We start from the raw sequence: 13,663 nt of genomic DNA, 5'->3' as shown, positions 1-13,663 counted from the left end.
TCGTCATGAGTGCTTCTATTGTCTTGCAGCCCGGCCAGGTCACGCTGGCGCAGTGGCGTGCGCTGTATCGCGGCGCCGACGTCGTGCTGGACGACGCCTGCGCGGCCGCGGTGCTGCGCAGCGCGCAGACGGTGGAGGCCATCGTGGCGCGCGGCGAGCCGGTGTATGGGGTCAATACCGGCTTCGGCAAGCTGGCCAGCGTGCGCATCGAACGCGAGGACCTGCAGACCCTGCAGCGCAATATCGTGCTCTCGCACGCCGCCGGCGTCGGCGAGCCCACGCCGGTGCCGGTGGTGCGGCTGATGATGGCGCTCAAGCTCACCAGCCTGGCCCAGGGTGCTTCCGGGGTACAGCCGCAGACGCTGGCATTGCTGGACGCGATGCTGCGCCTGGGCATCACACCGGTGGTGCCGTGCCAGGGCTCGGTCGGTGCCTCCGGCGATCTGGCACCGCTTTCGCACCTGGCCGCGGTGATGATCGGCGTCGGCGAAGCCTTCGTCGGCGGGCAACGCCTGCCTGCCGCCGACGCGCTGGCGCAGGCGCAGCTGCAGCCGCGCGTGCTGGGCGCCAAGGAAGGCCTGGCGCTGCTCAACGGCACCCAGTTCTCCACCGCCTGCGCCTTGGCCGGCCTGTTCGAGATCGAAACCGTGTTGCAGGCCGCGTTGGTCACCGGCGCGCTGTCGGTGGAAGCGGCCAAGGGCTCGGACACGCCGTTCGATGCGCGCATCCATGCCTTGCGTGGCCAGCCGGGGCAGATCGCCACCGCTGCCGCGCTGCGCGCGCTGATGGCCGATTCGAGCATCCGCGAATCGCACCGGCTCGGCGATGTGCGCGTGCAGGATCCGTACTGCCTGCGCTGCCAGCCGCAGGTGATGGGCGCGGCGCTGGACATCATGCGTCAGGCCGCACGCACGCTGGAGATTGAGGCCAATGGTGTCTCGGATAACCCGCTGGTGTTCAGCGATACCGGCGAGGCCTTGTCCGGCGGCAACTTCCACGCCGAGCCGGTGGCCTTCGCAGCCGACATGCTGGCGATGGCGGTCTGCGAAATCGGCTCGATCAGCGAACGCCGCACCGCGATGCTGGTCGACCCGGCCTTGTCGGGCCTGCCGGCGTTCCTCACCCCGCGCCCGGGCCTGAATTCCGGCTTCATGATTCCGCAGGTCACCGCTGCGGCCCTGGTGTCGGAAAACAAGCAACGCGCGTATCCGGCCAGTGTCGATTCGATTCCGACCTCGGCCAATCAGGAAGATCATGTGTCGATGGCCGCGCATGGCGCGCGGCGTCTGCTGGCGATGGCCGAGAACGCCGCGCACGTGATCGGCATCGAATTGCTGGCGGCCGTGCAAGGCTGCGACTTCCATGCGCCGCTGCGCTCCAGCGCCGCGCTGGAAGCCGCGCGCGCCCTGCTGCGCGCGCAGGTGCCGACCCTGCAGGACGACCGCTATTTCCATCCCGACATGCTGGCGGCCAGTGCGTTGGTGCGTTCGGGTGCGCTCGCGCAGGCAGTCGCCATCGCCTTGCCAGGCGTGGAGCAGCACGCATGACGCGCCACCTCGCAGCCGCTGGAATGATCTCGGCAACGTGGTGTACGCACGCGCAAGGTTTTGCGTCACTGCCGAGCGCGCATCTGCGCGACGACCATGCACTGCGGGCGATACGCACGCGCGGACTGCTTGCGCGTCAGGCCGTGGTGCGCGCTCGCGCGCCGCGCGCCGACCGGACGCAGGCGCGACATTGTCGCGCCTTGACGATCGCATCTGCACAAGGCGCACCGCGATGAGCGCCCTGCCCTGGCTCGAGATCCACCGCGGCGATGCGCCGCTGATCCTCAGCTTCCCGCATACCGGCACCGAGCTGCCCGAGGAGATGGTCGACCAGTTCGTCTCGCCCTGGTTGGCACGCCGCGATGCCGATTGGTGGGTGCATCAGCTGTACGACTTCGCGCAATCGCTCGGCGCCACCACCGTGCGCACCGCGATCTCGCGCTCGGTGATCGACGTCAACCGCGACCCCAGCGGAGCGTCCCTGTACCCGGGCCAGAACACCACCGGCCTGTGTCCGCTGACCACCTTCGACAACCAGCCGCTGTATGCCGACGGCGCCGAACCCGACCAAGCGCAGATCGCCTGGCGCCGCACGCAGTGGTTCGACCCCTATCACGCTGCGCTCGCTGCCGAGATCGCGCGCCTGCGCACGCAGCACGCCAGCATCGTGGTCTACGACGCGCATTCGATCCGCTCGCATATTCCGCATCTGTTCGATGGCGAGCTGCCGCAGTTCAACATCGGCAGCAACGACGACCGCAGTTGCGATCCGGCCCTGGCCGATGCCGTGGAGCAGCTGTGCCGCAGCAGCGGCTCGAGCACCGTGCGCAACGGGCGCTTCAAGGGCGGCTGGATCACCCGCCATTACGCGCAGCCCGGGCATGGCGTGCATACGCTGCAGATGGAGCTGGCGTGCCGCGGCTATATGCGTGAGCCGGACACCATCACCCCGCAGAACTGGCCCACGCCCTGGCTCCCCGCGCATGCGGTCGCACTACGCGCGGTGCTGCGCCACGTGCTGCTGGCCTGCCTGCAGTTTGCCAATACCACCGCTCACTCCTCCGCCACCACGCCGCCTGCGGCGCACCGCTGATTGCAAGGAAACCGGCATGACCCGTCACGATGCAACCCGCGTCATCCGCGCCGCCACCGGCACCACGCTCACCGCAAAAAGCTGGCTCACCGAAGCGCCGCTGCGCATGCTGATGAACAACCTGGACCCGGACGTGGCCGAGCGCCCGCAGGAACTGGTGGTCTACGGCGGGATCGGCCGCGCCGCGCGCGACTGGGAATCCTTCGATGCGATCGTCGCCGCGCTAACGCGTCTGGACAACGACCAGACCCTGCTGGTGCAGTCCGGCAAGCCGGTCGGGGTGTTCCGCACGCATGCCGATGCGCCGCGCGTGCTGATCGCCAACTCCAACCTGGTGCCGCGCTGGGCCAGCTGGGAGCATTTCAACGAACTCGATCGCAAGGGTCTGGCGATGTACGGCCAGATGACCGCCGGCAGCTGGATCTACATCGGCGCGCAGGGCATCGTGCAAGGCACCTACGAAACCTTCGTGGAGATGGGCCGCCAGCATTACGGCGGCAGCCTGGCCGGCAAGTGGCTGTTCACCGGTGGCCTGGGCGGCATGGGCGGCGCGCAGCCGCTGGCCGCGGTAATGGCCGGCGCCTCGTGCCTGGCGGTGGAGTGCCGCCGTTCCAGCATCGACATGCGGCTGCGCACCGGCTACCTGGACACCTGGACCGATGACCTGGACGAAGCGCTGCGCCTGATCGAGGAATCGTGCACGGCGAAGAAGCCGCTGTCGGTCGGCCTGCTCGGCAATGTCGCAGACGTGCTGGACGAACTGCTGCTACGTGGAGTCAAGCCGGACCTGCTGACCGACCAGACCTCCGCGCACGACCCGATCAACGGCTACCTGCCGCAGCGCTGGACGGTGGAGGAATGGGACGCGAAACGCGTGAGCGCGCCGAAGGCGGTGGAAGCGGCCGCGCGCGACTCGATGGCCAACCACATCCGCGCCATGCTCACCTTCCACGCACTCGGCGTGCCCACCGTCGATTACGGCAACAACCTGCGCCAGATGGCGCTGGAAGCAGGCGTCGACAATGCGTTCGACTTCCCCGGCTTCGTGCCCGCCTACATCCGGCCGCTGTTCTGCCGCGGTATCGGTCCGTTTCGCTGGGTCGCGCTCAGTGGCGATCCGGACGACATCGCCAAGACCGATGCCAAGGTCAAGGAGCTCATTCCCGACGATGCGCATCTGCATCGCTGGCTGGACATGGCTGCCGAAAAGATCGCCTTCCAGGGCCTGCCTGCACGGATCTGCTGGGTCGGTCTGGGCGACCGCCATCGGCTCGGCCTGGCCTTCAATGCGATGGTGCGCAGCGGTGAATTGAAGGCGCCGGTGGTGATCGGCCGCGATCATCTGGATTCGGGCAGCGTCGCCTCGCCCAACCGCGAAACCGAGGCCATGGCCGACGGCTCGGATGCGGTCTCCGACTGGCCGCTGCTCAATGCCCTGCTCAACACCGCGTCCGGTGCGACCTGGGTGTCGCTGCATCACGGCGGCGGCGTCGGCATGGGCTTCTCGCAGCACGCCGGCATGGTCATCGTCTGCGACGGCAGCGAGGCAGCCGACAGACGCCTGGAGCGCGTGCTCTGGAACGACCCGGCCACCGGCGTGATGCGCCACGCCGATGCCGGCTACGCCATCGCCACCGACTGCGCGAAGCAAAAAGGCCTGGATTTGCCCGGCATTCTCGGCTGAGGATTCTCGGCCCCGGCTGTTTCGCCGACCGCGTGCACGCCGTATGCGGTCGGCATGCAGCACGCGGACATCACCGGTTGTGGGCGCAGCGTCCGCAGCAGGCGACGACGATCCGCCGCGTTCTGCCGGCGGCTTCCAGCTCCATCACGGTCTACTTGCAGGCCGATGCAGCAGCGGCCAGCAATGCGTTGTCATCGAGCACCGGTGCCGCCCCGCTTGCGGGATAGGCCGCTGCGATCGCCTTCGCCGCGCGATCGGCGTCCGCCTGGATATACCACTGCGACGACGGCGGCAGCAAACGCCCGCGCACCGCCTGCTCGAAGCGATACTGTCCCCAGTAGACCGCCAACGGCTCTTCCAGCGCGTTGAGCGGATTACGCAAGGTAGCCGCACCCGGACACAGCCGCACAAAGTTGGCAGCGAGCATGCGTTTGCGCGCCGATGGCTGCCCCGCAGACAGGTAGTGACTCAATTCATGCAACACGATCGGCGCCCAGTCCATCGAGGCCGTGCCGGTACGCGCATCATGCTGCGAATACAGCAGCATGGTGCGTCCGCGCACCTTGGCCTGGGTGGTGTCCGGCTCCGGCCACCAGACGAATCTTGCCTGGAATACCGCAGGCTCCGGCACTGCAAAGAACGCCCGCATCTGCGCTGCCAACCGCGAGACGGCGGGCTTGGACAGTTCCTCGCCCAGCTCGCGCGCCTGTTGCGCGAAACGCGGTGCAACGGCGACCAGGTGCCTGGCGCGCGGAACGAAGCGGGCAAAATACGCGCGCAACATCGCCTGGTCGTCTGCCGACTGCTCGGCAATGGCGGCGTCCGCTGAGGCCTCGAATCCCGCATTCCCGAGGAAATGCCGGGAAAAAGGATCCACCTCACGGGTGGCATCTGGCGCAAACACACGGTCGAGCACCTCCAGATCGTCGTCCTTTGCCAGCCCCGAGGTGCGCCGACGGAAATCTGCGTAGGCCACAAGCGCTGCACGATCGGCCGGGTCCAGCCCGCCATGGGTTTCGAAATAGCTGCGATACACGGGCGCCGTATAGCCCGGCAACCAGTCCGACAGGTTATCCAGCAGGTTGAACAGGTCCGTGGCCTCGCTGTAACCCACCTGCACGGGTGCCGATGACGGCATGGCTGGCGCGGCATGCGCGGTGGCACACATCACGACCCAGATCAGTCCGGCTGAGCAGACGCGCCGCAGCGTTGGCGGCCAGCGATCGATCCATCTGCGCATGCAAGGCTCCGGGCTGGCGGGTGCGCTGATTCGAGCATGCCGGGATACCGCCCGCCACGTGCCTTTGGTCAGGGGGCGCGACAGCTTCCGGCGTCGGGTTGCAAGCGAGGACATCGTTGCCCATCACATTCTCGGCGATTGCCCTCAAGTCCGCCGCGTGCAGGCCGACAAGGTATGCAACGTTTCGAGGACTCTCCATGGGCATCTTGATCTACCTGGTGCCTGCATTCGCGCTCTGGGCGCTGATTGCCACCGTGCTGGCGTTCGTGCGTGGCCGGCAGCTGCGCGCCGAATCCGGCCAGCTCGCCAGCACCCAGGACAGCCTTGCCCGCTACCAGGCCGCGCTCTCGCAGGCGAAGGCGCGTGCGGCCGCCAGCGTGCTGGAGCTGGAATCGCTGCAGCGCAGCTACACCATCCTCAAGCAATCGCTGGAGCAGCAGGAACAGACGGCCGCCGAACAGGCGCCGGCTGCCGACAGCCAGGTGATTCCGATGGTGATGGTGCAGCGGCTGGATATCGCCAACGAGATCGGCACGTTGTTCGCGCACGTCGCACGGGTGGCACGCAGCCTGCGCCGCTACAGCGCCTACAGCCGCGGCCACACTGCGCCGGAACCGGCCACCGCCCGTTACGACCTGCACTGGCTGGCCGATTGCCTGCACAGCTTCGACCAGATCGGCTATGCCCTGTTGCGCGGCAACGTCGCGGCGCTGATCACCGCCTGCCAGGATCTGCTGTCGATGTACGACCACTATCTGAAGGACGGGTCTGGCTACAACAGCCGCGACACCTTCCAGCGCCTGAGCAGCGATGTGCCGCTGTCGGATGCCACCGATGCCATCCGCTCGATCATCGTCAAGGCGACGCTGGCGCAGGATGTGCACGATGCGGTGATGGAGGATGCGGTTGCGGCTAATGTTGGGTGAGTCGGGAATCGGGAATCGGGAATCGGGAATCGGGAATCGGGAATCGGGAATCGCAAGAGCGTGGGTGCGGGGTTCTGTTAGGTCAACAGGTAGATGCATGCTGTTTGACCGCTTCCCGATGCAGCGACTGCTGCGATGCGATTGCCCATAAAAAAAGCGCACCGCTTGGGGTGCGCTTTTTCGTTTCAGGCCTCGGGAATGGCCGGCTTGCCTTGGTTGGCGAGCTTGGTCCCTGCCTGCGTCATGGTGCCTGCTGCGGCAGCGCGTAGGCCACCACGGCATCGCCTGCGGGCGTTTCCATGAAGTGGTGGCCGCCGGCCATGATCACCAGATACTCGCGGCCGTTGTAGGCGTAGACCATCGGGTTGGCCTGGCCGCCGGCCGGCAGCTTGGCATGCCACAGCTCCTTGCCGGTGGCCAGATCGATGGCGCGAATCAGGTCGTCGGTGGCTGCGGCAATGAAGATCAAGCCACTGGCCGTCACCACCGAACCGCCGTTGTTGGGCGTGCCGATCTCGATCGGCAGACCCGAGCGGATGCCGAACGGACCATTGCCGCGTGCACTGCCGAACGGGCGGTCCCAAAGGGTCTTGCCGCTGGCCAGATCGATCGCACGGATGCCGCCATACGGCGGCTGCTTGCACAGCAACTTGGTGAACGGCAGGCGCCAGCCGGCATTGACGTTGATCGCATACGGCGTACCGGCCTGCGGATCGCCTGCACCTTCCGCGCCACCTGCATCGCCGCGCGCTTCATCGCGCGGTGCCCAGCCTAGTTTGTCGGCCTTGGCGCGCGGCACCAGCAGGTTGTAGTTGGGCATGTCGTTGTAGTTGGCCACGATCACGCCGCGCTGCGGATCCACCGACACGCTGCCCCAATCCGAACCGCCGTTGTAGCCGGGGTATTCGATCGAATGGCGGTCGGCTTCCGGCGGCGTGTAGATACCCTTGTAGCTGGCCTTGCGGAACTGGATGCGGCAGACCAGCTGATCGATCGGCGTCATCCCCCACATGTCGCGCTCGGTCAGATCCGGCTTGCGCAGCGTGTGGTACAGCGAAAACGGCTGCGTCTTGGCACGCATCTGCGGCTCCACTCCACCGCCTGGCACTGCGCGTTCTTCCACGCCCACCAGCGGCTTGCCGGTACGCCGATCCAGCACGTACAACTCGCCCTGCTTGCTCGGCAACAACACCGCCGGCACGTTGACGCCGTCCTTGGGGAAGTCGATCAGGCTCGGCTGCGAGCCCAGGTCGTAATCCCACACATCGATATGCGTGGTCTGGAAATTCCACACCGGCTTGCCGGTGGTGACGTCCAGCGCCACCAGCGAGGTCGCATAGCGATTCTCCTGCGGCGTGCGCGAGCTGCTCCAGTAATCGGCGGTGGAGTTGCCCATCGGCAGATACACATAGCCCAGCTGTTCGTCGGCCGCGGCGGTGGTCCACATGTTCGGCGTGCCACGCGTCCAGGTCTGGCCCGGCGGCGGTGCGCCGTTCCAGTCCGGATGGGTCATGTCCCAGGCCCAGCGCAATTGGCCGGTCACCGCATCGAAACCTTCGATCACACCGGACGGCTCGTAACGCTTCTGCCCGTCCAGCACCTGATGGCCGGTGACCACCACCCCGCGCACGATGGCGGGCGGCGAATTGATCGACACATAGCCCGGCGGCGTCTGCCCCATGCCGACGGTGATGTCGACCTGGCCGTTGTTGCCGAAATCCGTGCACGGCTTGCCGCTACGCGCATCCAGCGCGATCAGGCGGCCATCCAGCGTGCCTTCGATGATGCGCGTGCGGCACAGCGGCGCCCCATCCGCTGCCACTGCTGCGGCGGCGTCGTTGGCTGCCACCGGCACCTGGTAGTACGACACACCACGGCAGGCGGCCGTATACGGAATCGCCTCGTCCTTGACCTTGGGATCGTAACGCCAACGCTCCTTGCCACTGGCGGCATCCAGCGCGATCACCTGATTGCGCGCGGTGCACAGGTACAGGCTGTCGCCCACCTTCAGCGGCGTGGTTTCCGCACCCCAGCGCTTGCTCGGCAGGTCGCCGGTGTGGAAGACCCAGGCCTGCTTCAATTGCGCAACGTTGTCGCGGTTGATCTGCTGCAACGGCGAATAGCGCTGCCCGGCCTGGCTGCGTCCATACGCGGCCCAGTCGTCGTCGGCAGGCGCATTGCCCGGCTGCCCGTCGGCGGCGGCCGGCGCTGCAGACGCGCTGCGCTTGACCAGGCCCGCGGCCATGCCGGCGGCGTGTGCCAGCGCGCCATCGGCCTCGGTCACCCCAAACGGCACGAAGGCGAGCGCGAAGGCCACCACGAACACCGCCGCCAGAACGCCGGCCACGCTGCGCGACACCGCACGCGACACCGGGCGCTCCAGCTTCGGCAGCAGCAGCGCCAGCACGAATGCCAGGCCGACGATCAAGCCCAGCCGCGGTACCCAACGCCAGTAGTCGCTGCCCGATTCCCACCACGTCCACGGCAACGTCGCCGCCACCACTGCGGCAAACCACCACGCGCCCGCATTGCGACCGCGAAACAGCAATACGCCGGCGATCAGCAAGGCCACGCCCACAGGCGCGTAATACCAGGAGCCGCCCAGCGCGGCCAGCCACACGCCGCCTGCCAGCAGCACGGCGCCCAGCACTCCAATCACGCCTCCCAACGTCGCCAGCGCCCAGTGGCCGCGACGGGAAGGACGATGCAATGTCGTCATCAGTTGTTCCTCTTCGATCTGCGGCGACGCAACGCCGCCACACCACCCCCAACCTTCGACCCGCCGCGGTGAAAAAACCGCGTTCTTTGCGAACGCCGTCGAAAAACACTGCGTTGCAGATGTCACCGCGTGCAATAAAAAACGCCGGCTGTTCGCCGGCGTTTTTCTTCAGCTGCGTTGCTCGGCAGGTGCGATCACGCTTCGGTCGGTGGCAGGTCGCCTGCACTTGCTGCCGGTGCAACCGCTGCATCGTCCAGCACGTCCTCGGCCTCATCCAGCGAGGCATCCAGGCGTTCGACCGCCTGCAGCTTTTCGCCCTTGGACAAGCGGATCAAGGTCACGCCCTGAGTATTGCGACCCACGCGCGAGATCTCCGAACCGCGGGTGCGCACCAGCGTACCGCCATCGGAAATCAGCAGCACTTCGTCGGTGGCGCCCAGCAGCACCGCACGCACCAGCTTGCCGTTGCGCTCGGTGGTCTGGATGCCGATCACGCCCTGCGTGCCGCGGCCCTTGCGCGGGTACTCGGTCAGCGGGGTGCGCTTGCCGTAGCCGTTCTCGGTGGCGGTGAGGATGTAGGCCATGTCGTCGCTCTCGGCGACGTCGATCACTTCCGCCTCGACACCGTCCGTGCTCTCCACCACGTCCTCGACACCCTCGTCCTCGACATCGCCTTCGATGCCGCCGGCGCGCTCGGCCACGATCAGGCTGACCACTTCTTCGCCCTTGGTCAGACGGATGCCGCGCACGCCGGTGGCGGTACGGCCCATCGAACGCACGGTGGATTCGCCAAAGCGCACGGTCTTGCCGTTGGAGGCGAACAGCAACACGTCGCGGTCGCCATCGGTCAAGGCCACACCGACCAGCGCATCACCCTCGTCGAGGTTGATCGCGATCTTGCCGCGTGCCAGCCGGAACGCGAATTCGCTCAGCGGGGTCTTCTTGACCGTGCCGTTGCGCGTGGCAAAGAACACATAGCGGTTGTCGGCGTATTCGCGCACCGGCAGCACCGCCTGCACACGCTCGCCGGGTTCCAGCGGAATCCAGTTGATGATCGGACGGCCACGCGCATTGGAGCCGGCCTCCGGCAACTGGTACACCGGCAGCCAGAACACCTTGCCGCTGCTGGTGAAGGTCAGCAGCGTGTCGTGCGTGTTGACCAGCCACAGCTGGTCGATGAAATCCTCTTCCTTGGTCGCCGCCGCCGACCGGCCGCGGCCACCACGGCGCTGCGCACGATACGCGCTCACCGGCTGGCGCTTGGCATAGCCGGCATGCGAGAGCGTCACCACCACGTCTTCCGGCGAAATCAGGTCCAGGATGTCCAGATCTTCTTCGCTGTGACGGATCTCGGTGCGGCGTTCGTCGCCGTACTCCTCGCGGATGTTGATCAGCTCGTCGCGGATCACCTGCAGCAGCACGTCCGGGTTTTCCAGGATGCGGATCAGGCCCTGGATGACCTCGAGCAACTGCTTGTACTCGTCGGTCAGCTTTTCCTGCTCCAACCCGGTCAGGCGATGCAGGCGCATTTCCAGGATCTGCGAGGCCTGCACTTCACTGAGCTGATAGAAGCCGTTGGCCAGGCCCACGCCCGGCGCCAGATCTTCCGGCTTGGAGGCTTCGGCACCGGCGGCGCCCAGCAGCGCACCGACCAGACCCGGTTCCCAGGTCTTGGCCAGCATGCGCTCGCGCGCTTCCTGCGGGTTGGCCGAGGTCTTGATCAGCTCGATCATTTCGTCGATGTTGGCCAACGCGACGGTCAGGCCTTCCAGCACGTGCGCACGCGCACGCGCCTTGCGCAGTTCAAAGATGGTGCGGCGGGTGACCACTTCGCGGCGGTGGCGGATGAACGCCTGCAGCATCTGCTTGAGGTTCATCAACTGCGGGCGGCCGTCGATCAGCGCCACCATGTTGATGCCGAACACTGACTCCATCTGGGTCTGCTGATACAGGTTGTTGAGCACAACCTCGGCCGACTCGCCGCGCTTGACCTCGATGTAGATGCGCATGCCGTCCTTGTCGGACTCGTCGCGCAGCTCGCTGATGCCTTCGAGCTTCTTTTCCTTGACCAGCTCAGCGATCTTCTCGATCAGCCGCGCCTTGTTCACCTGATACGGAATCTCGGTGACGATGATCGCTTCGCGGCCGTTGTCGGCCACTTCCACATCGGCCTTGGCGCGCATGCGCACGCGGCCACGGCCGGTGCGGTAACCGGCAGCGATGCCGGCGGTGCCATTGATGATGCCGGCGGTGGGGAAATCCGGGCCGGGGATGTATTCCATCAGGCCTTCGACATCCAGCTCCGGCGTGTCGATCAAGGCGATGCAGGCGTTGATCGCCTCGGTCAGATTGTGCGGCGGGATATTGGTGGCCATGCCCACCGCGATACCGGCCGAGCCGTTGACCAGCAGGCTCGGGAACCGGGTCGGCATGACCGTCGGTTCCTGTTCCTTCTCGTCGTAATTGGGCTGGAAATCGACGGTTTCCTTGTCGATGTCGGCCATCAGCTCATGCGCCAGCCGCGACATGCGCGACTCGGTGTAACGCATCGCCGCGGCGGAGTCGCCATCGACCGAACCGAAGTTACCCTGGCCGTCCACCATCATGTAGCGCAGCGAGAACGGCTGCGCCATGCGCACCAGCGTGTCGTACACCGACTGGTCGCCGTGCGGGTGGTATTTACCGATGACGTCGCCGACGATACGCGCCGACTTGAAGTAGGCCTTGTTGCTGTGTGCGCCCAGCTCGTGCATGGCGTACAGGACGCGGCGGTGCACGGGTTTGAGGCCATCACGGGCATCGGGGAGTGCGCGGCCCACGATCACGCTCATCGCGTAATCGAGATAGCTCTTGCGCATCTCGTCTTCCAGATTGACCTGGATGATTTCCTTGGCGGTTTCTGCCATTCGGGTTCCGTAAGTGAGGTGGCGGGCGAGCCGGAAAGCCGCGTCGGGGGCGCCCTGACAACAGGCTGCCGACCCCACGCTCCCGCCGATCGATTCAAGCCCCGGATTGTATCACGAAGGGGCACCACGATGCCGCCGGTTTACCGGCCAGAAACAAGCACTTGCAGGATTTTGACGGGACGATGCGGCGATAGTGCGCCGCACTGGCCTCAGCCGCCGAACGCCGCCTGCATGCGCGCCAGGTCCGGCTGCGCGATCACCCCGCGTTCGGTGACGATCGCATCGATCAGGCTGCCGGGGGTGACATCGAACACCGGGTTCCAGGCGTTGATGCCATCGGCCACCGTGCGCACGCCGCCGACCCCGAACAATTCGCCCGGGTCGCGCTGCTCGATCTCGATCTGATCGCCGCTGGCGGTGTCCATGTCCACCGTGGACGACGGTGCCACCACCATGAACTTGACGCCGTGGTGGCGCGCGGCGATCGCCAGCTGATAGGTGCCGATCTTGTTGGCGGTATCGCCGTTGGCGCAGATGCGGTCGGCGCCGACGATGACCCACTGCACCAGCCCGGACTTCATCAGATGCGCGGCGGCCGAATCGGCGATCAGGGTCGCGTCGATGCCGTCCTGCTGCAGCTCCCACACGGTCAGGCGCGCGCCCTGCAGCCACGGCCGGGTCTCGCCGGCAAACACCTTGGCGATGCGCTGCTGCGCCATGCCGGCACGGATCACGCCCAGCGCGGTGCCGAAGCCGGCGGTGGCCAGCGAACCGGTATTGCAATGGGTCAACACGCCGCTGCCGGTCTCGATCAACGACGCACCGAGCGCGCCCATATGCCGGTTGGCCGCCAGGTCTTCGTCGGCGATGGCCTGCGCCTCGCGCGCGATCACCTCGCGCCAGTCGGCGCCGGCAGCGCCCAGCACGCGACGCATGCGCATCAGCGCCCAGGCCAGATTGACCGCGGTCGGACGCGCGGCATTGAGCCGCAACAGCGCCGGTTCGAGCTTCTGCAGGGCCGCACTGCCGTCGTCGGCAGCGATGTCGCGCGCGGCCAGCACCACGCCCCACCCGGCCGCAATGCCGATCGCCGGCGCGCCGCGTACGGCCAGCGAATGGATCGCCTCGGCCACGGCATCGCTGGTGTCGCAACGCACATGCTCGACCACGAAGGGCAGCTTGCGCTGGTCGAGCAGTTCCAGGGCATCGCCCGTCCACAGCAGCGGGCGGATATGGTCGTAGCGGGCGTAATCGATATGGGCGCTGTCGTTCATCCGGACATTGTAAGGCGCGCGGGCAGCCCAGTCAGTGGCCGCATCGCTCAGCCCGCTGGCGATGTCGCTACTGAGCAGGTCGAGTGCGCGGCGTCCGCACCGCGCCAGAACGTTGGCCTGCCGCTTCTTGGAAGCCCGTTGCGCAGCCTGCGCGAGGCGGATGAGAAGTTGGCAGGTGGCGTGTTGAACGCCTTTCAGTTGCCGGGCTTGCAATGGCAAGGCAAAGAGAAGCTGGCCGACGCACAGTGATCCAACCAGCGCACGTCATGCCCAG

General features: G+C 66.8%; 10 protein-coding genes. 5 read left to right on the top strand and 5 right to left on the bottom strand.

Features of this window, described 5'->3' with window-relative positions; translation table 11 throughout:
- The first annotated feature begins 5 nt into the window (after positions 1 to 5).
- A complete protein-coding gene (gene hutH, locus DGN21_RS07940) occupies positions 6 to 1,547 on the top strand; it encodes a histidine ammonia-lyase (RefSeq protein ID WP_047124979.1) in 1,542 nt (513 codons plus the stop codon).
- Positions 1,548 to 1,612: 65 nt separating this feature from the next.
- Here hutH and DGN21_RS20275 read toward each other — a convergent pair whose 3' ends face one another.
- Positions 1,613 to 1,738: a hypothetical protein gene (locus DGN21_RS20275; RefSeq protein WP_256439162.1), complete on the bottom strand. Its 126-nt coding sequence runs from the start codon at positions 1,736 to 1,738 to the stop codon at positions 1,613 to 1,615.
- A 41-nt stretch (positions 1,739 to 1,779) separates the two neighbouring features.
- Between DGN21_RS20275 and hutG the strand changes: the two genes are divergently transcribed.
- Positions 1,780 to 2,640 carry an N-formylglutamate deformylase gene (gene hutG / locus DGN21_RS07935; RefSeq protein WP_054592817.1) on the top strand — a complete coding sequence of 287 codons (861 nt, stop codon included), beginning with the start codon at positions 1,780 to 1,782 and terminating at the stop codon, positions 2,638 to 2,640.
- 16 nt (positions 2,641 to 2,656) lie between these two features.
- Positions 2,657 to 4,324, top strand: a complete 1,668-nt coding sequence (gene hutU / locus DGN21_RS07930) for a urocanate hydratase (RefSeq protein ID WP_184551651.1) — start codon at positions 2,657 to 2,659, stop codon at positions 4,322 to 4,324.
- Between the two features lie 151 nt (positions 4,325 to 4,475).
- Here hutU and DGN21_RS07925 read toward each other — a convergent pair whose 3' ends face one another.
- Positions 4,476 to 5,462, bottom strand: coding sequence for a hypothetical protein (locus tag DGN21_RS07925; RefSeq protein ID WP_252374698.1), 987 nt, complete (start codon positions 5,460 to 5,462; stop codon positions 4,476 to 4,478).
- Between the two features lie 299 nt (positions 5,463 to 5,761).
- Between DGN21_RS07925 and DGN21_RS07920 the strand changes: the two genes are divergently transcribed.
- Positions 5,762 to 6,490, top strand: coding sequence for a hypothetical protein (locus tag DGN21_RS07920; RefSeq protein ID WP_024939841.1), 729 nt, complete (start codon positions 5,762 to 5,764; stop codon positions 6,488 to 6,490).
- A 241-nt stretch (positions 6,491 to 6,731) separates the two neighbouring features.
- Here the strand turns inward: DGN21_RS07920 and DGN21_RS07915 are convergent, their stop codons facing one another.
- The 3 genes from DGN21_RS07915 to mtnA all read right to left on the bottom strand — a co-directional run bounded on the left by DGN21_RS07915 (position 6,732) and on the right by mtnA (position 13,389).
- Complete coding sequence (locus DGN21_RS07915; protein ID WP_215825183.1) at positions 6,732 to 9,209, bottom strand: membrane-bound PQQ-dependent dehydrogenase, glucose/quinate/shikimate family; 2,478 nt, start codon at positions 9,207 to 9,209, stop codon at positions 6,732 to 6,734.
- Positions 9,210 to 9,403: 194 nt separating this feature from the next.
- Positions 9,404 to 12,115: a DNA gyrase subunit A gene (gene gyrA / locus DGN21_RS07910; protein ID WP_039520640.1), complete on the bottom strand. Its 2,712-nt coding sequence runs from the start codon at positions 12,113 to 12,115 to the stop codon at positions 9,404 to 9,406.
- Between the two features lie 209 nt (positions 12,116 to 12,324).
- Positions 12,325 to 13,389, bottom strand: a complete 1,065-nt coding sequence (gene mtnA / locus DGN21_RS07905; RefSeq protein WP_016903849.1) for an S-methyl-5-thioribose-1-phosphate isomerase — start codon at positions 13,387 to 13,389, stop codon at positions 12,325 to 12,327.
- On the opposite strand from mtnA, the gene DGN21_RS07900 reads away from it, so the two are divergent.
- Entirely contained in the window at positions 13,372 to 13,638 is a 267-nt protein-coding gene (locus tag DGN21_RS07900) for a hypothetical protein (RefSeq protein WP_155758302.1), read from the top strand. The two genes, mtnA and DGN21_RS07900, sit on opposite strands and share 18 nt — an antisense overlap.
- The last annotated feature ends 25 nt before the right edge of the window (positions 13,639 to 13,663 follow it).

The organism is Xanthomonas sp. MLO165, from assembly GCF_018831305.1.
Lineage (GTDB): Bacteria > Pseudomonadota > Gammaproteobacteria > Xanthomonadales > Xanthomonadaceae > Xanthomonas > Xanthomonas arboricola.
This window is presented reverse-complemented; position numbering and strand designations above follow the sequence as displayed.

What these genes read in the sequence shown, in the direction of transcription:
- hutH (WP_047124979.1), top strand. Translation starts at nt 6, where the DNA reads ATGAGTGCTTCTATTGTCTTGCAGCCCGGCCAGGTCACGCTGGCGCAG.
- DGN21_RS20275 (WP_256439162.1), bottom strand. Translation starts at nt 1,738, where the DNA reads ATGTCGCGCCTGCGTCCGGTCGGCGCGCGGCGCGCGAGCGCGCACCAC.
- hutG (WP_054592817.1), top strand. Translation starts at nt 1,780, where the DNA reads ATGAGCGCCCTGCCCTGGCTCGAGATCCACCGCGGCGATGCGCCGCTG.
- hutU (WP_184551651.1), top strand. Translation starts at nt 2,657, where the DNA reads ATGACCCGTCACGATGCAACCCGCGTCATCCGCGCCGCCACCGGCACC.
- DGN21_RS07925 (WP_252374698.1), bottom strand. Translation starts at nt 5,462, where the DNA reads ATGCCGTCATCGGCACCCGTGCAGGTGGGTTACAGCGAGGCCACGGAC.
- DGN21_RS07920 (WP_024939841.1), top strand. Translation starts at nt 5,762, where the DNA reads ATGGGCATCTTGATCTACCTGGTGCCTGCATTCGCGCTCTGGGCGCTG.
- DGN21_RS07915 (WP_215825183.1), bottom strand. Translation starts at nt 9,209, where the DNA reads ATGACGACATTGCATCGTCCTTCCCGTCGCGGCCACTGGGCGCTGGCG.
- gyrA (WP_039520640.1), bottom strand. Translation starts at nt 12,115, where the DNA reads ATGGCAGAAACCGCCAAGGAAATCATCCAGGTCAATCTGGAAGACGAG.
- DGN21_RS07900 (WP_155758302.1), top strand. Translation starts at nt 13,372, where the DNA reads ATGGGCGCTGTCGTTCATCCGGACATTGTAAGGCGCGCGGGCAGCCCA.
- mtnA (WP_016903849.1), bottom strand. Translation starts at nt 13,389, where the DNA reads ATGAACGACAGCGCCCATATCGATTACGCCCGCTACGACCATATCCGC.